Annotated in this window: 27 protein-coding genes and 1 pseudogene; 11 read left to right on the top strand and 17 right to left on the bottom strand. The window is 63.8% G+C overall.

The genetic code is table 11. The annotated features are described in order from the left end of the window. Positions 1 to 24: 24 nt before the first annotated feature. The 4 genes from IZ6_RS04195 to petA are packed head-to-tail and all read right to left on the bottom strand — an operon-like array spanning position 25 to position 3,278. Positions 25 to 564, bottom strand: a complete 540-nt coding sequence (locus IZ6_RS04195; protein WP_222876757.1) for an adenine phosphoribosyltransferase — start codon at positions 562 to 564, stop codon at positions 25 to 27. Continuing rightward, complete coding sequence (locus tag IZ6_RS04190) at positions 564 to 1,403, bottom strand: cytochrome c1 (protein WP_222876756.1); 840 nt, start codon at positions 1,401 to 1,403, stop codon at positions 564 to 566. The genes IZ6_RS04195 and IZ6_RS04190 overlap by 1 nt, the downstream gene beginning before the upstream one ends. A 1-nt stretch (position 1,404) precedes the next feature. Next, positions 1,405 to 2,682, bottom strand: a complete 1,278-nt coding sequence (locus tag IZ6_RS04185; RefSeq protein ID WP_222876755.1) for a cytochrome b — start codon at positions 2,680 to 2,682, stop codon at positions 1,405 to 1,407. 32 nt (positions 2,683 to 2,714) lie between these two features. Continuing rightward, complete coding sequence (gene petA / locus IZ6_RS04180; protein ID WP_225873996.1) at positions 2,715 to 3,278, bottom strand: ubiquinol-cytochrome c reductase iron-sulfur subunit; 564 nt, start codon at positions 3,276 to 3,278, stop codon at positions 2,715 to 2,717. A gap of 366 nt (positions 3,279 to 3,644) precedes the next feature. Between petA and hemF the strand changes: the two genes are divergently transcribed. Next, complete coding sequence (gene hemF / locus IZ6_RS04175) at positions 3,645 to 4,541, top strand: oxygen-dependent coproporphyrinogen oxidase (RefSeq protein ID WP_222876753.1); 897 nt, start codon at positions 3,645 to 3,647, stop codon at positions 4,539 to 4,541. Here hemF and IZ6_RS04170 read toward each other — a convergent pair. From IZ6_RS04170 to IZ6_RS04155, 4 genes are read right to left on the bottom strand one after another with little or no spacing between them, the layout of a single operon-like run. Next, complete coding sequence (locus IZ6_RS04170) at positions 4,538 to 5,044, bottom strand: DM13 domain-containing protein (protein ID WP_222876752.1); 507 nt, start codon at positions 5,042 to 5,044, stop codon at positions 4,538 to 4,540. The genes hemF and IZ6_RS04170 overlap by 4 nt on opposite strands. 5 nt (positions 5,045 to 5,049) lie before the next feature. After that, entirely contained in the window at positions 5,050 to 5,556 is a 507-nt protein-coding gene (locus IZ6_RS04165) for a hypothetical protein (RefSeq protein WP_222876751.1), read from the bottom strand. A gap of 39 nt (positions 5,557 to 5,595) precedes the next feature. After that, positions 5,596 to 6,777: a CCA tRNA nucleotidyltransferase gene (locus IZ6_RS04160; RefSeq protein ID WP_225873995.1), complete on the bottom strand. Its 1,182-nt coding sequence runs from the start codon at positions 6,775 to 6,777 to the stop codon at positions 5,596 to 5,598. Then, the gene (locus tag IZ6_RS04155) at positions 6,774 to 7,058 is read right to left on the bottom strand and encodes a DUF6111 family protein (RefSeq protein ID WP_222876750.1); all 285 of its coding nucleotides are present in this window, start codon (positions 7,056 to 7,058) and stop codon (positions 6,774 to 6,776) included. Before IZ6_RS04155 ends, IZ6_RS04160 begins: the two co-directional genes overlap by 4 nt. Before the next feature lie 187 nt (positions 7,059 to 7,245). On the opposite strand from IZ6_RS04155, the gene IZ6_RS04150 reads away from it, so the two are divergent. Genes IZ6_RS04150 through IZ6_RS04135 form a run of 4 tightly spaced genes read left to right on the top strand, consistent with a single transcriptional unit; the run spans position 7,246 to position 14,064 of the window. Then, positions 7,246 to 8,253, top strand: coding sequence for an AAA family ATPase (locus IZ6_RS04150; RefSeq protein ID WP_222876749.1), 1,008 nt, complete (start codon positions 7,246 to 7,248; stop codon positions 8,251 to 8,253). A 5-nt stretch (positions 8,254 to 8,258) separates the two neighbouring features. Beyond that, complete coding sequence (locus IZ6_RS04145) at positions 8,259 to 9,188, top strand: DUF58 domain-containing protein (RefSeq protein WP_222876748.1); 930 nt, start codon at positions 8,259 to 8,261, stop codon at positions 9,186 to 9,188. Further along, positions 9,185 to 11,986 (top strand): DUF4159 domain-containing protein, encoded by a 2,802-nt coding sequence (locus IZ6_RS04140; RefSeq protein ID WP_222876747.1) that lies wholly within the window; start codon positions 9,185 to 9,187, stop codon positions 11,984 to 11,986. Before IZ6_RS04145 ends, IZ6_RS04140 begins: the two co-directional genes overlap by 4 nt. 8 nt (positions 11,987 to 11,994) lie before the next feature. Next, a complete protein-coding gene (locus IZ6_RS04135) occupies positions 11,995 to 14,064 on the top strand; it encodes a hypothetical protein (RefSeq protein ID WP_222876746.1) in 2,070 nt (689 codons plus the stop codon). Positions 14,065 to 14,130: 66 nt separating this feature from the next. Here the strand turns inward: IZ6_RS04135 and IZ6_RS04130 are convergent, their stop codons facing one another. Together IZ6_RS04130 and IZ6_RS04125 are read right to left on the bottom strand one after the other, a co-directional pair. Next, positions 14,131 to 14,457, bottom strand: coding sequence for a hypothetical protein (locus IZ6_RS04130; protein ID WP_222876745.1), 327 nt, complete (start codon positions 14,455 to 14,457; stop codon positions 14,131 to 14,133). Positions 14,458 to 14,564: 107 nt separating this feature from the next. Beyond that, on the bottom strand, positions 14,565 to 15,068 hold the full coding sequence (locus IZ6_RS04125) for a GNAT family N-acetyltransferase (protein ID WP_222876744.1): 504 nt from the start codon (positions 15,066 to 15,068) through the stop codon (positions 14,565 to 14,567). A 293-nt stretch (positions 15,069 to 15,361) separates the two neighbouring features. On the opposite strand from IZ6_RS04125, the gene IZ6_RS04120 reads away from it, so the two are divergent. Then, positions 15,362 to 16,315, top strand: a complete 954-nt coding sequence (locus IZ6_RS04120) for a glutathione S-transferase family protein (protein ID WP_222876743.1) — start codon at positions 15,362 to 15,364, stop codon at positions 16,313 to 16,315. A 10-nt stretch (positions 16,316 to 16,325) separates the two neighbouring features. Here IZ6_RS04120 and IZ6_RS04115 read toward each other — a convergent pair whose 3' ends face one another. Then, the gene (locus tag IZ6_RS04115; protein ID WP_222876742.1) at positions 16,326 to 16,808 is read right to left on the bottom strand and encodes a YbaK/EbsC family protein; all 483 of its coding nucleotides are present in this window, start codon (positions 16,806 to 16,808) and stop codon (positions 16,326 to 16,328) included. 98 nt (positions 16,809 to 16,906) lie between these two features. Between IZ6_RS04115 and IZ6_RS04110 the strand changes: the two genes are divergently transcribed. Further along, positions 16,907 to 17,476, top strand: a complete 570-nt coding sequence (locus IZ6_RS04110) for a hypothetical protein (RefSeq protein ID WP_222876741.1) — start codon at positions 16,907 to 16,909, stop codon at positions 17,474 to 17,476. On the opposite strand, the gene IZ6_RS04105 is transcribed toward IZ6_RS04110, so the two are convergent. After that, positions 17,473 to 18,411, bottom strand: coding sequence for a metallophosphoesterase family protein (locus IZ6_RS04105; RefSeq protein WP_222876740.1), 939 nt, complete (start codon positions 18,409 to 18,411; stop codon positions 17,473 to 17,475). The genes IZ6_RS04110 and IZ6_RS04105 overlap by 4 nt on opposite strands. Before the next feature lie 80 nt (positions 18,412 to 18,491). On the opposite strand from IZ6_RS04105, the gene IZ6_RS04100 reads away from it, so the two are divergent. Continuing rightward, the gene (locus IZ6_RS04100) at positions 18,492 to 18,959 is read left to right on the top strand and encodes an NUDIX domain-containing protein (protein WP_222876739.1); all 468 of its coding nucleotides are present in this window, start codon (positions 18,492 to 18,494) and stop codon (positions 18,957 to 18,959) included. On the opposite strand, the gene IZ6_RS04095 is transcribed toward IZ6_RS04100, so the two are convergent. Further along, positions 18,960 to 20,387, bottom strand: coding sequence for a UdgX family uracil-DNA binding protein (locus tag IZ6_RS04095; protein WP_222876738.1), 1,428 nt, complete (start codon positions 20,385 to 20,387; stop codon positions 18,960 to 18,962). After that, positions 20,377 to 21,605, bottom strand: a pseudogene (locus tag IZ6_RS04090) (putative DNA modification/repair radical SAM protein). The gene IZ6_RS04095 and the pseudogene IZ6_RS04090 overlap by 11 nt, the downstream one beginning before the upstream one ends. 97 nt (positions 21,606 to 21,702) lie before the next feature. On the opposite strand from IZ6_RS04090, the gene IZ6_RS04085 reads away from it, so the two are divergent. Beyond that, complete coding sequence (locus IZ6_RS04085; protein ID WP_222876737.1) at positions 21,703 to 21,885, top strand: hypothetical protein; 183 nt, start codon at positions 21,703 to 21,705, stop codon at positions 21,883 to 21,885. Here IZ6_RS04085 and IZ6_RS04080 read toward each other — a convergent pair. Further along, positions 21,882 to 22,142, bottom strand: coding sequence for a hypothetical protein (locus IZ6_RS04080; protein WP_222876736.1), 261 nt, complete (start codon positions 22,140 to 22,142; stop codon positions 21,882 to 21,884). The two genes, IZ6_RS04085 and IZ6_RS04080, sit on opposite strands and share 4 nt — an antisense overlap. 41 nt (positions 22,143 to 22,183) lie before the next feature. Then, positions 22,184 to 22,810: an elongation factor P gene (gene efp, locus IZ6_RS04075; RefSeq protein ID WP_222876735.1), complete on the bottom strand. Its 627-nt coding sequence runs from the start codon at positions 22,808 to 22,810 to the stop codon at positions 22,184 to 22,186. A gap of 24 nt (positions 22,811 to 22,834) precedes the next feature. Here efp and epmA point away from each other — a divergent pair, with 24 nt between their 5' ends. Together epmA and IZ6_RS04065 are read left to right on the top strand one after the other, a co-directional pair. Next, on the top strand, positions 22,835 to 23,860 hold the full coding sequence (epmA, locus tag IZ6_RS04070) for an EF-P lysine aminoacylase EpmA (protein ID WP_222876734.1): 1,026 nt from the start codon (positions 22,835 to 22,837) through the stop codon (positions 23,858 to 23,860). Beyond that, complete coding sequence (locus IZ6_RS04065; RefSeq protein ID WP_222876733.1) at positions 23,842 to 24,876, top strand: lysine-2,3-aminomutase-like protein; 1,035 nt, start codon at positions 23,842 to 23,844, stop codon at positions 24,874 to 24,876. The genes epmA and IZ6_RS04065 overlap by 19 nt, the downstream gene beginning before the upstream one ends. On the opposite strand, the gene IZ6_RS04060 is transcribed toward IZ6_RS04065, so the two are convergent. Next, positions 24,877 to 26,085 carry a lytic murein transglycosylase gene (locus IZ6_RS04060; RefSeq protein ID WP_222876732.1) on the bottom strand — a complete coding sequence of 403 codons (1,209 nt, stop codon included), beginning with the start codon at positions 26,083 to 26,085 and terminating at the stop codon, positions 24,877 to 24,879. Positions 26,086 to 26,145: the final 60 nt, after the last annotated feature.

The raw sequence follows: 26,145 nt of genomic DNA, 5'->3' as shown, positions 1-26,145 counted from the left end.
GGTGAGTGCGGGTGACGGGCGCCGTCAGTGTCCCGCGAACGTGACGAGGCTCTGCACATTGACGCCCGCATCGCGAAGACGCTGCGCCCCGCCGAGTTCCGGCAGATCGACGACGAAGCCTGCACCGACGACAACGCCGCCAAGACGGCGCACAAGACCGAGGCTGGCTTCGGCCGTGCCGCCGGTGGCGATCAGATCATCGATGACGAGAACCCGCTGGCCGGGCTTGCAGGCGTCCACATCGACCTCAACGGAATCGACGCCGTATTCGAGCGCATATTCCTGGCTGAGCGTGACGGAGGGCAGCTTGCCCTTTTTGCGGATCGCGACGAAGCCCTTGCCGAGTTCATGGGCGACCGCGCCGCCGAGAATAAAGCCCCGCGCCTCGATGCCGGCGACGAGATCGATGTGGTCGTCCTTGAAAGCTTCGGCGATGCCGTCGACCGACAGCTTCAGCCCTCGCGGGTCCTGCAGCAGAGTCGTGATGTCCCGGAACATGATCCCGGGCTTGGGGTAATCCGGGATCGCCCGGATGAGGGCTGCGATTTCCTCCGCGGCGGACATCAGTGCGCCACGTCGCTCCACACCTTCTTCTTGGTGAAGTAGACGAGAGCGGCGAACACGCCGAGGAAGATGAGAACCATGAAACCCATGCGCTTGCGGGCTTCGAGATGCGGCTCGGCGGCCCACATCATGAACGCAGTGACGTCGCGCGAATACTGATCGATCGTCGTCGGCGTGCCGTCGGTGTATTCGACCTGGCCGTCATTGAGCGGCTTCGGCATCGCGATATTGCCGCCCGGGAAGAACGGATTGTAGTGCGAGCCCTGCGGGACGGTGTGCTCCGCCGGAACCGGCTTGTCATAGCCGTTGAGCAGCGAATGGATGTAATCCGCGCCGTGCTCCTGATAGCCGGTGATCAAATCCCAGATGATGTAGCCATTGGTCCAGCCGCGCTCATAGGTGCGCGCCTTGGCGAGCACCGAGAAATCCGGCGGATAGGCGCCGCCATTGGACACACGCGCGGCCTGCTCGTTCGGGAACGGCGCCGGGAAGCGGTCCGAAGGACGGCCGGGACGTTCGAACATCTCGCCGGTCTCGTTCGGACCGTCGGTGATCTTGTATTCGGCCGAGAGCAGACGGATCTGGCCTTCGGTGAAGCTCGGACCGCCCTCTTCCATGAGGTTGCGGAACGAGACGAGCGTCAGGCCGTGGCACGAGGAGCAGACCTCGCGATAGACCTTGAAGCCGCGCTGCAGCTGCGCCCGGTCATAATGACCGAATATGCCGCCGAAGCTCCAATGCTCCTTATGCGGATGCTCGGCGGTGCCCGCGGCAAAAGCCGGGACCGAGAGCGCGAGGAGAAGACCTGCGGCCTTCAGCGTAACGGAGAGCTTGGACATCTCAGACTCCCCGGTCCGGCGCATGGACTGATCCTTTGGGCGCGGCAGCCGCGCCGCCTTTCTTCGCCAGCACCGCTTCGGTGATCGAAGCCGGCAGCGGCAGCGGTTTTTCAAGCCAGCCGAGCAGCGGCAGGATGATCAGGAAGTGGGCGAAGTAGTAGATCGTGAACAGGCGCCCGAAGAACACGTACCAGCCTTCCGGCGGCATGCCGCCGATATAGCCGAGGCCGAGGCAGACCGCGACGAAGATCCAGAAGAACACCTTGTACTGCGGACGGTAGTTCGCCGAACGGACGCGCGAAGTGTCGAGCCAGGGCAGGAAGAACAGCACGACGATCGCGCCGAACATCGCAAGCACGCCGCCGAGCTTGGACGGGATGGCACGCAGGATCGCGTAGAACGGCAGGAAGTACCATTCCGGAACGATGTGCGCCGGCGTCTGCAGGGGATTGGCGCGAATGTAGTTGTCCGCATGGCCGAGGAAGTTCGGCACATAGAAGATGAACCACGAGAAGAAGATCAGGAAGAAGACGACGCCGACGGCGTCCTTCAGCGTCGCATGGGGCGTGAACCGCACCACGTCGGACGAGGACTTCACTTCAACGCCGGTCGGGTTGTTCTGGCCGGTGACATGCAGCGCCCAGATATGCAGGCCGACAACGCCGGCGATCATGAAGGGCAGCAGGTAATGCAGCGAGAAGAAGCGGTTGAGCGTCGGATTGTCGACGGCGAAACCGCCCCACAGCCAGGTCGTGATGTGCTCGCCGACGAAGGGAAGCGCCGAGAACAGATTGGTGATGACGATGGCGCCCCACAGCGACATCTGACCCCAAGGCAGCACATAGCCCATGAAGGCCGTTGCCATCATCAGAAGGAAGATGACGACGCCGAGGATCCAGAGAACTTCGCGCGGGTCCTTGTAGGAGCCGTAATAGATGCCGCGGAAGATATGGATGTAGACGGCGACGAAGAACATCGAGGCGCCGTTCGCATGCATGTAGCGGATCAGCCAGCCATAGTTCACGTCGCGCATGATGTGCTCGACGGAATTGAAGGCGAGATCGACATGCGGCGTGTAGTGCATGGCCAAAACGACGCCGGTCACGATCTGGACGACCAGCATGACCGAGAGGATCGCGCCGAAGGTCCAGAAATAGTTCAGATTGCGCGGCACCGGATAGGCCACGAAGGAGCCGTGGGCGAGGCTGAGAATAGGCAGCCTTGCCTCAAGCCACTTCACGACCGGATTTTTAGGCTCAAACGTGGAATGTCCGCTCATCGCTGTCTCGCCTTAAAGGCCAGGGGCCCCGGTCAACCGATCCGGATCGTGGTGTCGTTGGTGAATTCGTACGGCGGGATATGCAGGTTTTCCGGCGCCGGGCCTTTGCGGATACGTCCCGCGGTATCGTAGTGCGAACCATGGCACGGGCAGAACCAGCCGCCGAAATCGCCCGAGAGGCCGATCGGAACGCAGCCGAGATGGGTGCAGGTGCCGATCATGATCAGCCAGGGTTCCTTGCCGGCCGCCGCGCGGTTCGCATCCGTCGCCTCGGTCGATTCGCCCTTGAGGTTCGGATTGCGCGCATCGGTATCGACGAGCTCGGACATCGGGACAGCCTTGGCGTCCTCGATCTCCTTGGCCGTGCGGTGACGCACGAAGACCGGCCGGCCGCGCCATTTGATGGTGATGGCCTGACCTTCGGCGATCGCCGAAACGTCGACTTCGGTCGATGCCAGCGCCAGCGTCGAAGCGTCGGGATTCATTTGCGAAATGAAGGGCCACACGGTGGCCGCGGTGCCGACGGCGGCAATGGCGCCGGTGGCGATGTAAAGGAAATCGCGGCGGGTGGGTTCAACCAGACTCGGCGTCGCCAATTGGGTGCCCTCTCTCGGCCAGTATCGGCTGATCATGCCACTCTATAAGGAGCGGATTCTTCCGGACACACGCCCCCGTGCATCCGTTAATTGGCCGCGTTTTTGGCTCGCAGATTGGTATTTGTCCAGAGTGCGGCTTTCCGCACGACATCATGCCGCACGGAAGGTTCATAGCTGGGGATTTCACGTCCCCAGGTGTTTTTCACTTTTGACCGCATTTGCGCGAAATTGAACCCGGTCCAAAGCTTAAAGGGCCACGCCAAAAGACTAGAAGGACTACCGAAACCGGCCCGGCCCTTGCCCCTCTCCCGGCTTGCGGCCGGCCCCCTTGAGGCCGATCAAAGCCTCCTGCCCTAAACCTGCTATATGCCTGCCGCCATGGACACCAAGACCCAAGCCCATCTCACGACGCCTCCCTGGTTCGAATCCCTCCGGGACCGAATCTGCGCGGCTTTCGAGACCCTGGAAGACGAAGCCGGCTCCGCCCCCGGCAATGAGGGGCTTGAAGCCGGACGCTTCGTCCGCACCCCCTGGCAGAGGAAAGACCATTCCGGGGCGGACGGCGGCGGCGGGGTCATGTCCATCCTCAAGGGCCGCGTCTTCGAAAAATGCGGCGTCCATGTCTCGACCGTCCATGGCGAGTTCTCGCCCGAATTCCGCGGCCAGATCCCCGGCGCCGAGGAAGACCCCCGCTTCTGGGCGTCGGGCATTTCGCTGATCGCCCATCCGCGCAATCCCAACGTGCCGACGGTGCATATGAACACCCGCCATGTGCGCACCACCAAGAGCTGGTTCGGCGGCGGCGGCGATCTCACGCCCGTGCTCGACCGGCGCCGCACCCAGGACGACCGCGACAGCCGCGACTTCCATGCCGCCTATGAAAAGGCCTGCGCCGGGCACAAGGTCGCCGACTACAAACGCTACAAGGACTGGTGCGACGAATACTTTTTCCTAAAGCACCGGGGTGAGCCGCGCGGCATTGGCGGCATTTTCTACGACTGGCTGGACTCCGGCGATTTCGACGCCGACTTTGCCTTCACCAAATCCGTGGGCGACGCCTTCCTGGCCATCTATCCGGAACTCGTGCGCCGCAACGTCAATACACCCTGGACCGAGGCCGACCGCGAGGAACAGCTCGTGCGCCGCGGCCGCTATGTCGAGTTCAACCTGCTTTACGATCGCGGCACGATCTTCGGCCTGAAGACCGGCGGCAATGTCGACTCCATCCTGTCGTCAATGCCGCCCGTGGTGAAATGGCCCTAAGGCTTTTTGAGATCTGCGACTGTGATCAGGACCTTGAAGGCCTGACACCAGACCGTGACCGAAGAATATTTGCTCGCGTCCTCGCCAGGGGGCAGCGCATAGCGCTGACTGCCCTGAAAGGCGCGCAAACGGCCGAGATCGACCCGCAGGCCTGACTGCGCCAGCGCGTTCTTGTCGTCAGCGCGGCGAAGCTCCTCCGCACTGCTCTCCGAAAGATAGACGTGATAGGCGGGGCCGGGCCCGACTTCGAAATCGCTTTCGAGGAAGACGGCGCCATCAAACAGCGCAACGCCGCCTTTACCCCAATGCACCGCGTCCGACGGATCGGCGTGAATAAAGAGACCGGACGCCAGCCTTGTTTTGTCGGCTTCGGTCCGCTGTTCGACCGCGGGCGGCGGAGCAAAGACGAAGGGGAAGACGATAAGACCGGCCGCAAGGCCGATCACGATGCCGACGACGACACCCAGAATGAAAATGCCAAACTTGCGCAGCAAGCGTCGCATGCGATTCATGAATCTCCGCGCTCGCCCGCACGGAATCTCTTGCGGAACCAGCGCCGCACTTCGCTGCGATCGTTCGAAACGCCGCCGCCATAGCCGAAGCTGTCGTTCCAGCTTGTGATGGTCTCGATATTGGAGGCGATCACCTTGCCCCTCTCGCGCAGCAAATACTGCACCGTCAGATGGCCGGGACGCCCGCGATCATAGCCGCCGAAACCATAGAACGGATCGCGCCAGCCGTAGCGCGGGCCATAACCGTAGCCGCGATAAAAACCGTATGGACGGGTGAACGGGTCGCTGAAGCCGCCACCGAACCCGCCGCGCGAGCGTTTGTAATCGAGAATGGTGATGTCTAGCTTCTGGTTGGGAGCGAGATATTCCGTCCCGAGGCGCTCGATATAGCGCGCGATGCTGTCGGCGCCGTGCACATCGCTGTCCACGCGCACCCGCACATCCGCAGCGGCGGCGAACACAGAGGCCATCAGAAAAGCTGCTGCAAGAAACGGTGTTCTCATTGCCGATCTCCGTCCCACCGCGAACAATATAGGCGGGTTCTAGACGGCTGCCAGACCGTTCGTCGTCAGCCGGTCGATGGATTTTTTGTCGTCGGGAAATCCCGCCGCGATCCAATCCTTCTCTATACGCGCGAGCGCCGCGCCGAGATGCGGGCCTTTGGCGACACCGCGCGCGATGAGATCGGCGGCGCTCACCGGAAATTTCGGCGCGGTCCAGCGCTCGGTGAGCGAACGGGCCTCGGAACCTGCGCCAGTGAAGAGAACGCGGTCATGATAAAGCGCAGGGCCGAGTTGATAGAGGAGAGCTTTCAATGCGCGCTCATCCGCTCCGGTCGGCACCGGCCCGCCCGCCATGCTTTTCAGCCGCGCGGTTTCCTCATTCGACAGACGCAGCCGCTCGCGCAATCGCTCGGCATTGTCTTCGATGAACAGCGCGAGCGCGCCGAGGCGCTGCACTGCATCGGCCTCGGGCGCACTCTCGAGGAGGCGCGCAAGACGGCGCGGCCGCGCAACACCGCCCAAGACCTGTCCGAGAAATCCCGCATCGGCCATCAGCTTTGCAAGCTCGGCCGCGCGCGGCGTCATCAGAAATTTTAGAAGCTCGGCGCGGATGCGCTCGCGCGACAGCTGGTCGAGACCGTGCCGTTCGGAGATGGCGGCCGACATCGCCTCTGCATCCGGCGTGCCTTCGCCATAGCGCGCCGTGAAGCGGAAGAAGCGCAGGATGCGTAAGTAGTCTTCGCGGATGCGCGTCTTCGCGTCGCCGATAAAGCGCACAAGATGCGCTTTAAGATCGCCCTCGCCGCCGACGAAATCGTGAACCTTGCCTTCGCCGTCGAGAAACAGACCGTTGATCGTGAGGTCCCGCCGCTGCGCATCCTCCGCCCAATCGCGGCCGAACGCGACTTTGGCGTGGCGGCCATCGGTCTCGACATCGCGGCGGAGCGTTGTGATCTCGAACGGATGGCCGTCGATGATGATGGTGACAGTGCCGTGTTCGATGCCGGTCGGCGCCGATTTCAAGCCGGCAGCGGCGGCGCGGCGCACAATCTCCTCCGGCACGGCGGTCGTTGCGAAATCGACCTCCGGCGGCACGCGGCCGATCAAGGCGTCGCGCACCGCGCCGCCGGCGATCCGCGTCTCCTCACCCCCGCCGTCGAAGACCTCGAACATGCGGCGCACGCCTGCATCGGCCAGAAGCGCTTTCACAGCCTCGGTCACTTGGCCTTCTCCCGCGGCTCGAAATGACCGGGCGTGACCTTTCCCCCCTCATAGACCGGCGGGAAGTAGACGGCATCGGGGTCGGCTCCCCGGAAGTCGCCGAAGATCACAAATGCGCCAGCCGCCAGCAGCATGCCTAGCCCGGTTGCCCAAGCGAGATATTTGCCGCTAACCGGGATTTCGGTCCCGGCGACGCTCCGCCTCTTCAGCCCAAGCCACAGAAAATACACAGCAAAAGGCAAAAGGAAGAGGACAATGGCAGGCAGTATTGAACGGATCATGACAGCCCGGCGGTTTATGACACGCGATTATGACGAAACGCCTCGGCACATCGGGCGGAAGCGCCTGTGGGACGTCACGTTCTCGCCCTTTTCAAACCCGCACCATACCCTGAAGGTACATAAGCCATGCAAGCGCTGCGCGGAGTGCGGCCCGGAAGTTGCGTGGATTGCATTTTAAGGAGTTCCGATGAGCCGCAGCAGCAGCAAAGCCCAGTCCCTCGATGACGCCATCCTCCGCAATGCCGAACAAACGATCGCCCAGGTTACCGCCGCCAAGGAAGCCCTCGGCGAGGTGATCTTCGGTCAGGAGCTCGTGGTCGAACGGGCGCTGCTCACGGTCCTGTGCGGCGCGCATGCGCTTCTCGTCGGTGTGCCGGGCCTTGCCAAAACCAAGCTCGTCGAGACGCTCGGCGTCGTGCTCGGACTCGACGGACGTCGCATCCAGTTCACGCCCGATCTCATGCCGTCCGATATTTTGGGCTCTGAAGTTCTCGAAGAAGGCGTCAAAGGCACGCGCAGCTTCCGCTTCCTCGCCGGCCCGATCTTCGCACAGCTTCTGATGGCCGACGAAATCAACCGCGCCTCGCCGCGCACCCAGTCGGCGCTGCTGCAGGCGATGCAGGAACATCACGTCACCGTCGCCGGCGTGCGCTACGACCTGCCGCGTCCGTCCCATGTATTGGCAACGCAGAACCCGCTCGAACAGGAAGGCACCTATCCGCTTCCCGAAGCGCAGCTCGACCGCTTCCTGATGCAAATCGATGTCGCCTATCCCGGCCGCGACGACGAGCGGCGCATTCTTCTGGAAACCACAGGCGCCGAAGAAACGCGTCCGCGCCAGGCGATGAAGACCGACGAGCTTCTTGCGGCACAGCGCCTCATTCGCCGCCTGCCCGTCGGCGACAGCGTTGTCGATGCGATCCTCGATCTCGTGCGCTCGGCGCGCCCCGAAAGCGCCGATCCGAAAATCGCGCCGCTGATCGCATGGGGCCCCGGCCCGCGCGCCTCGCAGTCGCTGATGCTCGCGGTTCGCGCCAAAGCTCTGGTCGATGGCCGCTATGCACCCTCGGTCGATGATGTGATCGAACTTGCCGAACCGATCCTCAAGCACCGTATGGCGCTGACCTTCGCAGCGCGCGCCGAAGGCCAGACAATCTCCGACATCATCAGCCGTCTTACGGGGCGGATCGGCTGAGGGTGATGGTCCGGGCGCGCACGCTCACCGAAGACGAAGTGGCGGTTGCGCCGCGCCACAGTGCGGCGGCCCATCTGCTTGCGGCCTCGATGCCGCGGCTTGTCGTTGCCGCGCGCCGCACCTCCGCCTCGATCATTCACGGCCTGCACGGGCGCAGGCGCGCCGGCGTCGGCGAAAACTTCTGGCAGTTCCGCCGCTACTCGCAGGGCGAAAGTGCCTCACGCATCGACTGGCGCCGTTCGGCACTCGGCGATCATCTGTATGTGCGCGAACAGGAATGGGAAGCCGCGCACACTGTCTTCATCTGGATCGACCGTTCGCGCTCGATGGCGTTCAAATCCGATCTCGCAACCGACTCCAAGCTTGAACGCGCCGTGATCATGACTTTGGCGCTCGCCGATCTTCTGGTGCGCGGCGGCGAACGCGTGGGACTCATCGGCCTTGGCGCGCCGACCGCAAGCCGCAGGGCCGTCGATATTCTCGCCCAGCAATTGCTCGCCGCGCCTCCGGACGAACAGATGCCGGCACCGCGCCCGCTCTCGCAGCTCTCGGAAGCCGTCCTGATCGGCGATTTCCTCGAGCCCGAACAGGAGATCGCAACCGCCGTCCGCGGCCTTGCCGGCAATGGCGCGCGCGGACATCTCCTGGCGATTTCCGACCCGGCCGAGGAAACCTTCCCGTTCTCGGGACGTACTGAATTCATAGACCCCGAGATCATGACCCGTTTCACGTTGGGCCGCGCCCAGGATCTGCGCGAGGACTATGCGCTGCGGCTTGCCGCGCATCGCGAATCCGTGCGCCGGATCGCGGGTCCGCTTGGCTGGTCGACCGCGCTGCACCGCACCGACCGTCCGCCCTCCGAGGCGCTGCTGTCGCTTTATACGCAGCTGACCGAGAGCCCGAATGAAACCCGCAGCGAGAGGCTTGCGGGATGAGCGGGCTTCCCCTCGCCTTCCTGAATCCCTGGCTGCTGACGGCGCTGATCGCGCTGCCCGCACTCTATTTCCTGCTGAGGCTGATCCCGCCCCGGCCGCGCAGCGTCCATTTCCCGCCGTTGAGACTTTTGCTCGACATCGTGCCGAAGGAGGAGACCGCGGCGCGAACGCCGTGGTGGCTCGTGCTGCTGAGGCTCGGGCTCGCCGCCTTCGTCATTCTGGCGCTCGCAGGTCCCGTTCTGAACCCTGCGCCGCCGGCACCGCCGGGCGGCGGCCCGCTCGTTCTGATGCTGGACGACGGATGGCCGGCCGCTTCCGATTGGGATGCGCGGCTTTTGACGGCGGAAGCTGCGATCAACGGCGCCGAAGCCTCCGGCCGCAGCATTGCGCTCCTCGCCCTCAATTCCGAACCGCAGGACATCGCGGTCGGCACCGGGGCCGCCGCGCGCGAGAAGCTGCGCGCGCTTGTTCCGCAGCCTTATATCCGCGATCGCATGACCCATCTGCCGGCGCTGACGGCGCTCGCCGGACGCACCGCCGGCGCCGACCTCGTCTGGCTCGCCGGCGGCCTCGACACCGGCAATGGCCGCGCCTTTTCCGAGGCGCTCGGCAAACTTGGAAACGGCAGCCGGCTCACCGTGCATGTGCCCGAGCACACGGCGCGCGGTCTTGCCGGTTCCGACAACAGCCCGCAGGCGCTGACCGTGCGCGTGCTGCGCGCCGACACCGGCGCAAGCGAGACCGGCATTGTCCGCGCTTTCGATCTGCGCGGCCGCCCGCTCGGCGAGACGCAGTATAATTTCAGCCCCTCGGCCACCGAAACGCAGGCGAGACTCGAATTGCCGATCGAACTGCGCAACGAAGTCGCGCGGCTCGATCTGGCGCAGAACCGGTCTGCTGCGGGCGTCCAGCTTCTCGACGAACGCTGGCGCCGCAGAGCCATCGGCCTTGTCTCGGGTGCGACAGCCGATCAGGCGCAGCCGCTTTTGTCGCCGACCTACTATCTACAGCGCGCGCTCGAACCCTTCGCCGATGTCCGCCCCTCCAATGCCGGTGCGCCATCCGAGGCCATTCTGCGCTTCATCGAGGACGGCGTTCCGGTCATCGCGCTGGCCGATGTCGGTACGATCACGCCCGAAGCGCAGGAGGCCGTGCGCAGCTGGATATCGAAAGGCGGCGTCCTGATCCGTTTCGCAGGTTCACGCCTTGCCGCAGCTGAGAACGACGATCTCGTGCCGGTGCGTCTGCGCCGCGGCGGCCGCGTGCTCGGCGGCGCGCTCGCCTGGTCGACGCCGCAAAAGCTCGGCGAGTTTCCGCAGAACAGCCCGTTTGCCGGGCTGAACATCCCCGAAGACGTCGTCGTCAACCGCCAGGTCCTCGCCGAGCCCGATCCTGAGCTTGCCGAACGCTCATGGGCGGTTCTGGCCGACGGTACGCCGCTCGTCACGGCGGAGCGCTCGGAGGCGGGCCTGCTTGTCCTGTTCCACGTCACCGCCGACACGGTCTGGTCGAATCTTCCGATTTCGGGTCTCTTTGTCGACATGCTGCGCCGCACCATCGCGCTTGCCGGCGAAGCGGCTCCCGCCGCCACGGGCGCGGACGCGGCAAATGCCAGCCAGCCCGTCGAGGCGGCGACCCTCTCCCCGACCCGCACGCTCGACGGTTTCGGCGCCTTCCGCAGCCCACCGCCGACCGCGCGTCCGGTTCCCGCCCGCGGCCTTACTGAGGGTACGCCCGATCATCCGCCCGGCATTTACGGCCCGCCCGACGGCTTCATCGCCGTCAATACTCTGGCGCCGGACGCCAAACTGACACGGCTCGATCTTTCCAATCTTCCGGTGAGCGTGCGCGGTTATGCCAATGCCGAGCCGACGCCGCTTGCGCCCTGGCTTCTCGGCGGCGCGCTTCTGGCCTTTCTCATCGATACGCTCGTGATGTTGTTCCTCGCCGGCCGCATGCCGCGCTGGGGCCGCCGCGGCGTAACGGCTGCGCTCGTTATTCTCGCCGCGCTCGCTATCGCTCCGCAGGCCGATGCGCAGCAGACCGATGCCAAAGCGGTCGATGCGGCGCTGAAGACACGCCTTGCCTATGTCGTCACCGGCGATGCAAGCGTCGACGAAGTGAGCCTTGCGGGTCTGCGCGGCCTTGGCGCGCAGCTCGCACAGCGCACCGCGTTCGAGCCGGGCGAGCCTGTCGGCCTCGATCCCGCCAAAGACGAGATGGCGTTTTATCCGCTGATTTACTGGCCGGTCTCCGAGACGGCGCAGGCGCCCTCGAGCGAGGCCCTCGCGCGCATCGACGCCTATATGAAGCGCGGCGGCACCATCCTCTTCGACACGCGCGATGCGATCTATTCCTCCTCCGGCACCTCGCCCGCGGGGACTGCCGGCCTGCGCCGCATTCTGTCCGGCCTCGACATTCCCGAGCTTGAACAGGTTCCGGCCGATCACGTCCTGACCAAAAGCTTTTATCTTCTGCCCGATTTTCCGGGCCGCTTCCGCGGCGCGCCACTCTGGGTCGAGGCGATGCCAAGCGTCGAGGAAGAGGAAAGCGGCGCGGCCTCTCCTGTCCGCTCCGGCGACGGCGTCTCGCCGATCCTTATCACCTCGAACGATTTTGCCGGCGCCTGGGCCATCGATGAGCGCGGCCAGACGCTGCTGCCCACCGTGCCGAGCGACCCGCGCCAGCGCGAACTCGCCTACCGCGCGGGCATCAATATCGTGATGTATGCCCTGACCGGTAACTACAAGGCCGATCAGGTTCATATTCCCGCCCTCCTCGAACGGCTCGGCCAGTAGGAGGCAGGATGGATTTCAATCTCGCCTTCACGCCTCTGATCGGTTTCTGGCCGCTGACGGGCTTTGCCGTTCTGGCCGTCATCGCGGCGATTGCGCTTGCGATCTTCCGGCCGCGCGGCTGGTGGCTGCGCGCCGCGGCACTCGGCGTGCTTCTGCTCGCCATCGCCAACCCTTCCCTCACCCGCGAAGACCGCGAAAAGCTGACCTCGGTTCTCGCCGTCGTCGTCGACAAAAGCGCCAGCCAGTCGCTCGACGGACGCGATGCGCGCACGGCCGATGCCCTCAAAGACATCGAGGAGAAGGCAAAGCGCCTGCCGAATACCGAAGTGCGGGTCATCGAAGGCGCCGCGCCGTCATCCGGTTCTGACGGCACCGAGCTTTTTAAAGCTCTGCAGGCAGGTCTGTCCGATGTGCCGCCGGATCGGGTTGCCGGCGCCGTCCTCATCACCGACGGCGTCGTCCACGATATTCCGGCCAGCGCCGCGGCCCTTGGCTTCACCGCGCCGGTGCACGCTCTCGTCACCGGCCGTCCCAATGAGCGCGACCGCCGCATTGTTCTCACCGCAACGCCGCGCTTCGGCATCGTCGACAAGAGCCAGATCGTCGGCTTCCGCGTCGAGGACACCGGCTTTGAGACGCGTGGCTCGATCGCCGTCACCGCGCGGCGCGACGGCGAAGAAATTGCCCGCCTGATCGTCGTGCCGGGACGCGACAGCGAAATCGAAGTGCCGATCGCCCATGCCGGGCCGAATGTCGTCGAACTGGAAGCGGCGCCCGCCGAAGACGAGCTGACGCGCCTCAACAACAGAGCGGCCCTTTCCATCGAAGGCGTGCGCGAAAAGCTCCGCGTTCTTCTCGTCTCGGGCGAGCCGCATTCCGGCGAGCGTACCTGGCGCAATCTTCTGAAGGCCGACGCGAATGTCGATCTCGTGCACTTCACCATTCTGCGTCCGCCGGAAAAGCAGGACGGCACGCCGATCAACGAACTCTCGCTCATCGCGTTCCCGACGCGCGAGCTGTTCGTGACGAAAATCGAAGATTTCGACCTCATCATCTTCGACCGCTATGCGCGGCAGGGCATTCTGCCTCTGCTCTACTTCGACAATATCGCCCAATATGTACGCAATGGCGGTGCGGTGCTTGTGGCGGCTGGTCCCGACTATGCGGGACCCGGCAGCCTGTCCGAAACCCCGCTCGGCGATGTTCTGCCGGCAACGCCGCTCGGCGGCGTCATCGAGCGCCCCTTCAAGCCGCTCGTCACCGACGCCGGCAACCGTCATCCGGTGACGCGCAATCTGCCGGGCGGCGGGCCCGATCCAAGCTGGAGCGAATGGTTCCGCATCGTCGAAACGCGCGCCCGCTCCGGCGACAGCCTGATGTCCGGCGCAGGCGACCGCCCGCTGCTTGTCCTGTCGCATGAAGAGGAAGGGCGCGTTGCGCTGTTTCTCTCCGATCATGCCTGGCTGTGGGCGCGGGGCTTCCAGGGCGGCGGGCCGCATCTGGATCTTCTGCGCCGCCTCGTCCACTGGCTGATGAAGGAGCCGGATCTCGAAGAGGAAGCGTTGCGCATGAGCGGACGCCAAGGCACGCTGAACATCGAACGCCAGACCATGGGCGATACCGCGCCGCCGGTGACGCTGACTTATCCTTCGGGAGAGACGCGCACGATCACGCTGACGCAATCCGAACCCGGGCTCTTCCGTGCGGAGATCGACACCAACGAACAGGGCCTTTACCGCGCCGAAGACGGCACTTTCACCGCCATCGCCAATCTCGGCCCGGCCAATCCGCGCGAATTCCAGGAGATCGCGTCGAGCACCGAGCGCCTGCAGCCGATTGCGGAAGCGACCGGCGGTTCTGTCCGCCGCATCGCCGATGAGGACGGCGCACTTACCCTTCCCCGCCTTCTTCAGGTGCGCGACGGTGCGCGCGCTTCAGGCGGCGACTGGATCGGCGTCCGCGAAGCCGAAGCCAGTGTCGTGCGCGGCCTCGACATGTTCCCCGTCTTTGCCGGGCTGATCGGGCTTCTGCTGCTGCTTGCCTCCGTCACCGCCGCCTGGGCGCGCGAAGGCCGCTAACTCCAACCGCAAAAGCAAAACGGCCCGCTCAGAGCGGGCCGTTCGCGAACGCAATACAGATTCACATCACAGCGAGAACGTGCCCTTGCAGCCGCCCGAGACTTTGGTCTCGCGGCGCACGAGCGTGCCGCTCTTGATCGAGCCCGAGACCTTCAGGCCCGTCGAGGTCGCGGAACCGAGGAACTTGCCGGAGGCGTCGGTCTTGATCACGCCGTCGCTCGACTTGCCGATAAAGAATTCGGCGCTGCCTTCCTTGGTGACGATGCGCAGGCCCGTCTTCAAACCTTCGCAGCCTTCCTTCGATTCAAACGAGATCTTGCCGGAGAGCGTTTCGGCCGAAGCCGAAGTGACAACAAGGGCGACGAGAAACAGCGAGGTGATGGCGGTGCGCACGGAAATCTCCGGAAATAAAAGTGACGGAGAACCGGCTAGCCCGGCTTGATGACAGTGCCGTGACAGCCCGCCCACCGCCCTCCCGCTCTGTGCGGCGCAGGACGTCATCAACCGAAATAGGGTTCCGCCAGTCCCTCGACGTCCGCAAACACGCCCGGCTTCAGCTCGGCGACGAGAAGCCGGTCCGGATCGACCGGCCCCGGCAGGCGAACTTTTCCATGCGGGATGCGGGTAAAGCCGCTCTTTGCATAGAAGGGCTCGTCACCGACGAGCAGCGCCAGGGCATGCCCCTGCTCGCGCGCAGCGTCGAGGGCAGTCTTCATCAGTTCGGTGCCGATGCCGCGGTTCATGAAAGCGGGTTCCACTGCGAGCGGCCCGAGCAGCAGCGCCGGCACACCGCCGATCCGGATCGGCGACAGCCGCACGGAGCCGACAAGCAGCGTGCCCACCAGCGCGACATAGGAAAGCCCCGGCGTCGGCCGAACACCTTCCCGCAAACGGAAAGCCGTACGTGCAAAGCGGCCGGGGCCGAAACCGCGGTCATGCAGGCTTTCGATGGCGGCGGAATGCTCCGGCGCTTCGGGCAGGATGCTGATGGACAGGCTGGTCATGGGAAGCGAACTCGTGACGGCAGAAGGACTCTCTCGCCGTTCCGCTTCCTTGAAGGAGGGATCGGCGGCTGATCAGGCGCTCAGGAGCGCCGCACGGATCGATCGTCGCAAGTTCATGCGCGGCGATTAGCACGAGCCTGCATTTCACGCAATTGTGGGATGATCTGAACGCGGGCCTGTTTTCCGCGACAAATCCGAATGTTAATTTACAATCCGATGCTGTGGAGCCATCGTGCATCACACCGGCTGCCGTCCGAGCGGGCCGGATAAAACATAAAATTGGTGGGGGAACGATGGGCCTGCTCGTCGACGGCGTGTGGCATGACCAGTGGTACGACACCGCCAAGACCGGCGGACGCTTCGTTCGCGAAAGCTCGCAATTCCGCAATTGGGTGACGGCCGATGGCAGCCCCGGCCCGAGCGGCGCCGGCGGGTTCGAAGCCGAGTCCGGCCGCTATCACCTCTATGTCTCCTATGCCTGCCCCTGGGCGCACCGCACTCTGATCTTCCGTGCGCTGAAACGGCTCGAAGACATCATCACCGTCTCCGTCGTCGATCCGCGCATGGGCAATGAAGGCTGGGAGTTCGGCGATTTCCCGGGTGCGACGACCGATGAAGTGCTCGGCAAGTCGCGTCTTTACGAAGTCTATCTCGCCGCAAAACCGGGCTATACGGGGCGCGTCACGGTGCCGGTTCTCTGGGACCGGAAGACGAAGAGCATCGTGTCCAACGAATCCTCCGAGATCATCCGCATGATGAACTCGGCCTTCAACGCCCTCACCCCGGCCAAGGAAGACTATTACCCCGCGCCGCTGCGCGCCGAGATCGATGAGATCAACGCCTTCGTCTACGACAACATCAATAACGGCGTCTACAAAGCGGGCTTTGCCACCGACCAATCCATCTATGCGGATGCGGTGCGTACATTGTTCGACGCCCTCGACCAGGTCGAACTGCGCCTGTCACGCCACGATTTCCTTGTCGGCGACGACATGCCGACGGAAGCCGACTGGCGCCTGTTCACGACGCTGATCCGTTTCGACGCCGTTTATGTCGGGCACTTCAAGTGCAACATCCGGCGTATTGCGGACTACCGACATCTGCGCGATTTCGTACAGCGTCTCTACCGCACGCCGGGCGTCGCCGAGACCGTGCATCTCGACCACATCAAGACGCATTATTACTGGAGCCATACGACGATCAATCCGACGCGCATCGTGCCCGTCGGACCTGTTCTCGAATTCTAGGCTCGAATTCTCAAGCGCTCATCGGCAGCATCTCGGCCCCGATCGCGCTTTTCAGTTTGTTGGGATCGACCGGGAATACGGCGTTCGGCGTTCCCGCCGCGGCCCAGACTTCGTCATAGGTCAGAAGATCGGGATCGATATAGGCGGCGAGCGTCATCGCATGTCCGAGCGGCGGGATGCCGCCGATGACAAAGCCGGTGATCTCGCGCACGCGCTGCGCATCGGGCCGCACCAATTTCTCGCCGAGCCGCGCGGCAACCGCTTTCTCATCGACGCGGTTCTTGCCCGAGACGAGGAGGAGCAGCGGCCTGCCGCTGTCCTTGCCCTCGAAGATCAGACTTTTGACGATCTGCCCGACCGAGGTGCCGCAGGCGGACGCCGCCTCTTCCGCCGTCCGTGTGGTCTTGGTCATCACACGAATGGCGATGGCAAGGCCGAGGCTTTCGGCAGCGGAGGCGACTTTTGCGGCGCTCGGCGGCAGATCCTGCGTCATATCTCGTTCCTGTGGGGCAAATCCGGTTGGCGCATGCGCGGCCTTTTACTCATTTCGCCGTGCCGCTAGGTTGAAAGCAGTAGCAGTGGATGTGTCCGATGGAAAACCCGAGCCGAAATCCGGTCGCCCAGCCCAGCCTCAGAGAGGCGCTGCGCCGCGCGCGGACCGCCTCGGCCGAAAAGAGCGGGGTTCTTGTCGAACTGCGCACCGCGGAGCTCGCCCGCCTCGACCTTCTCAAGGATGAGTTGCAGCCGCTCTTCGCGCAGATCCCACAGGACATCGACCTGTTCGACGCCGCGATCATGCCGGGCGATCCGGCGCGCCTTTTCGTCGACGTGCTCGGCTTTGTCGAGATGGGGCGCGACAAGCGCACCTATCAGTTTTTCCACGACACGCGTTACGGACGGCAGCTGATCGCCGAGACGGAAGACATCGGCAAGATCGTTCAGGCGATCACCGATTATGTCGCCCACCGCATCGTCGAGCGGGAGAAAGCGCTGATCTCCGACACGGTCGATCTGAAGCCGCGGACCGATCCCGCACCGCCCCCCGCACACGTGACCGAAGAAGCGCCGAAAGCAAAAAAGAGCTCGCCGCTGCAGCTTCTGATCGTTGCGGTGATCGTCGGCCTTTTCGCCTATTGGGCGGCCGGCGCGCTGTTGCGCTAAGAGGCGAGATCGCGCGGAACGGAGACGCGCGGCGCTTGCGGCTCGATCAGCATCACGCGCTGGCGTTCGACGACTTCCGTCTGTCCCTTCACATAGCCGCGCTGGATCATCTCGCAGCTCCAGGCGCCGGGCTCGCCGTCGATCCGGTAAAGATTATAGGCGCCCGGTTCCTTGTTGTCGGTCGGCGCGGCGGAAGCCGACGGCACGCCGATGACCGGGATCATGCCGTCGAGGCCGAGCAGGCTGCGCCGCTCCGACAGATGATTGTGGCCGTGCAGAATGAGTTCGGCGCCGGCCAGAAGCATTGCGCGCTTGATACGCCGCGCATCGGTCAGGCGGCGGAGAATATCTTCAGTGCCGCCCGGCGGATGATGAATGAGGACGACGCGAAAAAGCCCCTCTTCGCCGAGCCCCTTCAGAATATTCGTCAGCGCCCGTGCCTGTTCCTTGCCGATGCGCCCCTGCGCCGAATGAAAGCCCGTCGGCACCGCGGTCGTGACGCCGACAATCGCGACCTTGCCGCGGCGGCGGATATAGGGGAAATGCGGCTCGCCTTCGACGCGCTCGCCATCGCCGGTCATATATTCCGACCAGTGCAGCTGCGGATGATCTGCCGTGCCGCGCACATAAGAGTCGTGATTGCCTGGAACGAGCGAGACGTGCTGCGGATCGCCGAGCTTTTCGAGAAAGGCGCGCGCCGGGGTGAACTCGGCATCAAGGCCGATCACCGCAAGATCCCCCGTGCAGGCGATATGGTCCGGCCCCTGGTTCTGCATATCGAGAGTGAGGTTTGCGAGGCACGCCATATCGTGCCGACCGCGCCGCCGCACATGCCAGTTCGCATAGCCCATGATCCGTTTGGAAAAGAGCTCGCGGAACTTGGCCTTGGGCAGAGGCCCCAAATGGGGGTCCGACAGATGGGCAAGGGTGAACATTGGCGCCACTTACCACAAACAGCCGGGTGGCGGTCCAGTTCCTAACTGCGCGAAGCGTTTAACCCCTGTAAACTCCCGCCATGCTGCGCTTCATTTATCCTATCGCCCGCCCCTTCCTGGCCCGCATGTGGCTCATCCTCCGGGGGCTCACCCTGGGCGTGCGGGGCGTTGTGCTCGACGGCGAAGGCCGGGTTCTCCTGATTCGTCACGGCTATGTCCCGGGGTGGAATTTCCCCGGCGGCGGGGTCGAGGCCGGGGAAACGACCCTCGAGGCCCTGAAACGGGAACTGGCCGAGGAATCCAATGTGACAGTGACGGGAGAACCGGTCCTGCACGGCATCTTCCACCAGCCGAGCTTCAGCCGCCGCGATCATGTCCTCGTTTATGCGATCCGTGCCTATTCCTGGCCGGGGCCGCACAAGCCGAACCGGGAGATCGCCGAATGCGCCTTCTTCCCGATCAACGCTTTGCCCCCGGATATGAGCCCCGGCGCGAAGCGGCGGCTGACCGAAATCCTCGACGGCACGCCCCCCGCCCTGACTTGGTAATCAGGCGGCTTTCTTCAGCACGAGATGCGCGAGCTTCAAATCCTCGACGAAGCGCGCATATTCCTCGGCCTTCCTCTCCTCTTCCGGCACGCGCAGCAGATAGGACGGATGCACGGTGATGAGCGCCCGCGCATCGCCCGCCCGCAGAAACTGGCCGCGGTTTGGGCCGATCGGCATGGCGCGGCCGAACAGGCTCTGCGCCGCGGTCGCTCCCAGCGCGATGACGAGTTTCGGCTTTACGATATCGAGTTCCTGATCGAGCCAGGGACGGCAGGCGCGGATTTCGGTGGTGTTGGGTTTCTGATGCAGGCGGATCTTGCCGCGCGGGGTGAATTTGAAATGCTTCACCGCATTGGTGATGTAGGCACTTGAACGGTCGAGCCCCGCCTCCCCAAGCGCACGATCGAAAAGCTGGCCCGCCGGGCCGATAAAGGGATGACCGGCGAGATCTTCCTTATCGCCCGGCTGCTCGCCGACAAACATGATCTCGGCTTCCTGCGGTCCTTCGCCGAAGACGGTCTGTGTCGCCGGTTTCCAGAGCGGGCACATGCGGCAGCCGCGCGCCTTCTCGCGCAAGGCATCGAGCGCATCGCCCGCCACAGGGATGGAAGGCACGCGCGCGGGGATCGGAGTCTGGCGGTTGGCTTTCGGCGCCGTTGCACCGCGCCTCACCATGTCTTCGGTTCTCTTGCGGGCCTCAGCCATCAGCGGCGCAATCAGCTCCGCCTCAGGCAGGTTGTTCCAATACTTCTCCGGCATTTCGGAGCGCATGGCATTGGGCTTCAGCCGCGCCGGATTGAAGATCGAGGCGTAATAGGCCTTCCACATCTCCTCCAGCCGGTCATGCTCCGGGGCGTCTTTGCGCCCGGCGCCCGGGCCGAAAGAGAGGTCATCGCCGTTCCAATGGGCGCTGACTTCGGGCGACAGGATCGACCACAGCATGTTCGGGAAGCGGCGGGCGAAGAACGGCGCGCCCGCTTCGATGATGTGATGCTCGGGCTCGAACCAGGCGACCATGCGCTCGCCCTCGCCCGCCGGCATTTCCCGGAAGCGAACAAAGGCGTGCATTTTGTGAATGTCCCGGCGGACATTTTTGGCCATGTCATTGGCGCGGGCGATGTCGGCATCGGTCGAGAGATCGAGCAGAGCGGGCTGCGACCTCAGGCGCCAGAGGATGCGGTAGAGCAGCGCAAAGCGTTCCGGATCGGAATGGAGCGACGCCGCGGCGGCCAGATCGAGGAAGCGGCGCGAGACGCGGAACGTGCCTTCCGCCTCCGGCGGCGGCAGGTCGGACCCGAAGAGATCGGGCGTGTCCTTGAATGAGAAGACGACCTGCCAAGGCGGCACACCGGCCAGCAAAAGCCGCCGCGCCGCCGCGCGCCATCCGGAGAAATCCGTATGTCCGTACAGTAGGATACTAAAGGACATTCGCAAACAAGGAGAGCTGGCGAGGCGCCGGGACTTGAAGCAGTGCTTTAAGATCGGCGCGGTCGGTGAGACGGGTCGGACGATGATCGGGCGTGACGATGAAAGGCAGCGCCGTCTTCAGCGGCACATGCAGCCGCTTCAGATCACCGGTGCTGACGGAATGGATGCGGCGGGCGGCGATGATGCGATCGACCGTCTTCAGCCCGAAGCCCGGCACGCGCAAAAGCTCCTCCCTGCCCGCGCGGTTGATGTCGAGCGGAAACAGAGCCCGGTTCCGCAGCGCCCAGGCGAGCTTCGGATCCATATCGAGCGGCAGCATGCCGTTGGTGCCGGCGAAGACTTCGTCCACCGCAAAGCCGTAAAACCTCATCAGCCAGTCGCCCTGATAGAGCCGGTGCTCGCGCATCAAAGGCGGCGCTGCGAGCGGCAGCGCGGAAGATGAATCCGGGATCGGGCTGAAGGCGGAATAGTAAACGCGCTTTAATCCGAACGAGCCGTAGAGATTGGCGCTGGTCGACAGAATGTCGGCATCGTTCGATGCGTCCGCACCGACGATCATCTGCGTCGACTGGCCGGCGGGCGCAAAGCGCGGCGCCCTCTTCTCTTCGTTCGCCTCGTCGATCTTCAACCGCATCCGCCCCATCGAGCGGCGAATGGCGCGTACATCCTTTTCGGGCGCAAAGCGCTGAACGCTCTCCTCGCTCGGCATTTCGATATTGATCGACAGCCGGTCGGCATAACGGCCCGCCGTCGCAAGCAACTCGTCATCGGCGTCGGGGATGGTCTTCAAATGGATATAGCCGCGGAAGCCGTGATCCTCGCGCAGCTGCCGCGCCACTTCGACGATCTGCTCCATCGTGTAATCGGGCGAGCGGATGATGCCGGAGGAGAGAAACAGGCCCTCGATATAATTGCGTTGTAGAAATCGAGCGTCAGCCCGACGACCTCCTCCACCGTAAAGCGCGCCCGGGGCACGTTCGAGGAGGCGCGGTTGACGCAATACAGGCAGTCGAAGGCGCAGGCATTGGTGAGCAGCACCTTCAACAGCGAGATGCATCGCCCGTCCGGCGCATAGGAATGGCAGATGCCCATGCCCTCGGTGGAGCCGAGGCCGGTTGCCTTTCCCTTCGAGTCCCTTTTGTCGGTGCCCGACGAGGCGCAGGAGGCATCGTATTTGGCGGCATCGGCGAGAATGGCCAGCTTGGCTTTAATGTCCATGCGCGGATTGTAGTGTTCTCTTTTTGTTCTGCAAGCGTCGGCTTTGCCATTTGCTCGAAATCGCGGCTACTTATCGAGACGCGCGGGGGTTTGCCCAATGACGAAAAGGCAGTTCGAGCTGATCGCTCTGGCGCTCGTCATCGGCTATCTGATCCTCTTCTTTTACGCCCGCGATCCGGTGTGCCGGATCGGCCAAATCGGCCGCGCGGGCATCGAGTGCGCGCCGCCGCCCCCGCCACCCAAACTCGAACAGCGCCCCGGCGGTGGGTTCACCGTCTAGCGGATGAGAAAAGCGTGCAGATCCTTCAGGAGGTCGGCGGCTTCGGGGTTGCCGGCAACGAGGCACGGCTCGTCCCATTCGGCCTGATAGGCAAAGCTTTCGCCGCCGAACGTGATTTCGGCGACATTGCCCGTGACCCATTGCTGATCGGATGGGCCGTATAGCGCCCCGATCGCCTCGCGCAAAACCTCCTGATCCCGCTCCTCGAATTCGAGCGAGACCAGCCCGTCGGGCAGGTTATGCAGGCGAAAGGCCATAAAAGAGCATCTGGCCCAAAGCCGATGCCCGTCAATCAGCCCTAATCCTTAGCGCGTTCCATATAGGAGCCGTCTTCGGTCGCGATGACGACGCGGGTGCCCGCCTGAATATGCGGCGGAACAAGGGTCCGGACGCCGTTCGACAGGATGGCGGGCTTGAAGGACGAGGAGGCCGTCTGGCCTTTCATCGCGGGCTCGGTCTCGGAAATCTCGAGAATGACGCTGCGCGGCAGGGTCATGGACAGGGCGACGCCGTTATGGGTCGCCAGCTGCACCTTCATGTTTTCCTGCAGATAGGCGGCCTGATCGCCGACCACGTCGGTCGGGACGGCGATCTGCTCGTAATTCTCGGGATTCATGAAGTGAAAGGCGTCGTCGTCGGAATAGAGGAAATTGTAGTCGCGGTCCTCGACGAAAGCCCGTTCGACCTGTTCGGTGGTGCGGTAGCGCTCGGAGACCTTCACGCCGTCCGTCAGGCGGCGCATATCGAGCTGCGTGACGGGCGTGCCCTTGCCGGGATGAATGTTTTCCGCGGTGAGAATGACATAGAGCTTGCCATCGACATCGATGACATTGCCTTTGCGCAGGGAGCTGGCGATAACCTTCACGACCTGTCCTTGGGTAAATATGGCGGCCTTGCCGCCGATCCGGGCGCCCGTGTCGCACATATTTCAGCCGCGAGGAACCCCCCGATGTCTCTAGCCTCCCCCTGGTGGGAAAGGTCCAGGCATGCGGACCGGAGGCCCTTTCTGGAGGCTCGGGGCCGCATCAAGACGGCGATCCGGGACCGTTTCCTGAAGGAGGGCTTCACAGAGACCGAATGCGGCGCCCTGCAGACCTCGCCGGGCAATGAGGCGCATCTGCACGCCTTTGCCACCGAACTTCTTGAGCCCGACGGCACGCCCCGGCCGCTTTATCTCCACACCTCGCCGGAATTTGCAGCCAAGAAGCTTCTGGCGGCGGGCGAGGAGAAAATCTTCGAATTCGCCCGCACGTATCGAAACAGGGAACGCGGCGCCCTGCACCACCCGGAATTCACTTTGCTCGAATGGTACCGCGCGGGCGCGCCCTATGCCGCTTTGTTCGAGGACTGCGCGCATATCCTGCGCACCGCTGCGGGCGAGTCCGGAGCCACCGAACTCTCCTTCCGCGGCAAAAACTCCGATCCCTTTGCCGAGCCCGAACGTCTGACTTTAGCGGAAGCGTTCGACCGATATGCAGGTATCGATCTTCTCTCTCTCCTCGACGACCGCGACGGATTTGCGGACGCGGTGAGCGGCAAAGGCATACGCGTGGCCGATGACGATGTATGGGCGGATATCTTTTCGCGCGTGCTCGTCGAAAAGATCGAACCCAAGCTCGGCATCGGCCGTCCGACGCTTCTTTGCGAATATCCGGCGTCGGAAGCCGCCCTCGCCCGCCGCACGGACAAAGACCCGCACGTCGCCGAACGCTTCGAGCTTTATGTCTGCGGCGTCGAGATCGCCAATGGTTTCGGCGAACTCACCGATGCGAAGGAACAGCGCATACGTTTTGAGAGCGAGATGGCGGAGAAGCAGCGCGTCTATGGCGAGTTTTATCCGATCGACGAGGATTTTCTGAGCGCGCTCGCGTACATGCCCGCTGCGTCCGGCTGCGCGCTCGGCTTCGACCGTCTGGTGATGCTGGCGACCGGGGCGGACCATATTGAAAAAGTTATATGGACGCCGGTGCCATGACGCTGCGCACGATCCCCGATCTTGCCAAAGCCGAACTTATTTCGGCGTCCGATGCGGAGGCGCTCGAAGAAGTCGCCGCACGTTACGCGGTGGCGATACCGCCTGCCCTTGCTGCGCTGATCGACAAGAACGATCCGAACGATCCGATTGCGCTGCAATTCGTTCCGCATGCGGACGAACTCGAAACCTCTCCGGAAGAGCGTGCAGATCCTATCGGCGATCTTGCGCATTCCCCGGTCGAAGGCATTGTGCACCGCTACCCGGATCGGGTGCTGCTGAAACCGCTGCATGTCTGCCCGGTCTATTGCCGTTTTTGCTTCCGCCGCGAGATGGTCGGGCCGGAGGGTCTCGGCACGCTGAACGCGGAAAAGCTCGACGCCTGCTTTGCCTATATCACAGCGCATCCGGACATCTGGGAAGTGATCCTAACCGGCGGCGATCCCTTGATCCTCGCACCGCGCCGTCTGAAGCACATCGTCGAGCGCATCGGAGCGATAGATCACGTCAAAATCATCCGCATCCATACGCGCGTGCCGGTCGCCGACCCCGACCTCATCGACGAAGATCTCATCGCCGCGCTGAAAGCGGCGTCAAAGCCCGTTTATATCGGCGTCCACGCCAATCATCCGCGCGAGCTTTCGCCGGCGGCTCGTACTGCGCTCAAGCGTCTTGCCGATGCCGGCCTCCCGCTTCTGTCACAGACCGTCTTGCTGCGCGGGGTGAACGATGATCCGAAAGTGATGGCGGAACTGATGCGGAGCTTCGTCGAGAACCGCGTGCGGCCCTATTATCTGCATCATCCCGATCTCGCGCCGGGTACGGCGCGCTTCCGCGTCACCATCGATGAAGGCCGCGCGCTGATGCGCGCGCTGCGCGGACACCTTTCGGGCCTTGCGATGCCGACTTATGTTCTCGACATTCCCGGCGGCCACGGCAAATCGCCGGTCGGGCCGGATTATGTGCATGGCGCCGAAGTCGAAGACTTCCGCGGCGCCCGCCACTCTTATCCGGAGTAGTTACTTCCCGGCTCTGAGCGCCGCGAGAAGTTCGCTGTCGGGATAGGAATCCGCCGGAAGGCCGAGCCGCAGCTGCTCCTTCTTGATGGCGGCGCGCGATCCCGCGCCGATGACGCCGTCGATCTTGCCGACGTCATAGCCTTTGACCTGCAGCAGACGCTGCAGCTCCTTCACGCCCGCCGGATCAAGATCGGGCGTGCCGTCGCCCTTCGACATCGGCGGCGCGCCTTCGAGCCGCGTTGCGAGATAAGCGGCCGTCGTCGAATAGGTCAGCGAGTGGTTCCAGACGAGATAGATGTTCTTGAAATTCGGATAAGCAAGAAAAGCCGGACCGTGGCGGCCCATCGGCAGATGCAGGGACGATGAAGGCCCTGTGATCGGCTTGCCGTCGACGCGGGTCACACCCCAAGATGCCCACTGCTCCGGCGTATGCTCGATGGTGAGATCCGCCTGATCCCACGGAACTTTGCCCGACACTTTCACTTCGACGAGCCAGGGCTCGCCGGCGCGCCAGCCCAGACTCTTGATGTAATTGCCCGCCGAACCCAACGCGTCTGCATCGGATTTGATGAGGTTCACATGGCCGTCGCCGTCATAGTCGAGGCCATAGGTCACGTAATGCATCGGCAGAAACTGGAACTGGCCGAGCTCGCCCGCGGAGGGGCCCCGCATATCGGCAGGCGCAAGATCGCCGCGATCGAGAATTTTCAGCAGCGCGAAAAGCTGCTGGCGGAAAAGATCGGCTCTCCGGCAATCGTAAGCGAGCGTCGTCACCGCGCGGATCGTGTTGCCATTGCCGAGGAACGCGCCGAAATCGGTCTCGAGGCCCCAATAGGCGGTGAGCACGCCGGCCGGAATACCGAATTCCTTTTTGATGCGGGCGAACGTCTCGGCATTCGCTTTGATGCGCGCAAGCCCCGCCTGCAGGCGGTTGTTGTTGGCCATGCGGTCGGAGAACTGCACGAAGCTCTGCTGAAAGACGCCGGGCGCGCCGTGATCCTTGTTCTTGATGTCCTGGTCGAACACCATGTCGGGCGCGGCCGCCCGCAGAGCGCGGTCGGAAATGCCCTGCCCCTTGGCTTCGGCTTTCAGCTCAGTCAGCCAGACATCGAAGCTCTTGCCGCCCTGACAGGCATTGCCCTGGGCGAAAGCCGGTCCGGCGAGGAGCGAAAAGGCCAAAGAAAGACCCGCGAGCGTGCGCACGTTCATCCGACTCAAATCCTCAAATGGAAGGAAACGGAGTGTGCCCAAGGACTATGGCAGGTCAAG

It is taken from the genome of Terrihabitans soli (assembly GCF_014191545.1).
Lineage (GTDB): Bacteria > Pseudomonadota > Alphaproteobacteria > Rhizobiales > Methylopilaceae > Flaviflagellibacter > Flaviflagellibacter soli.
Note: the sequence above shows the minus strand (reverse complement) of the source record. Positions and strands in the feature narration are given on the sequence as shown.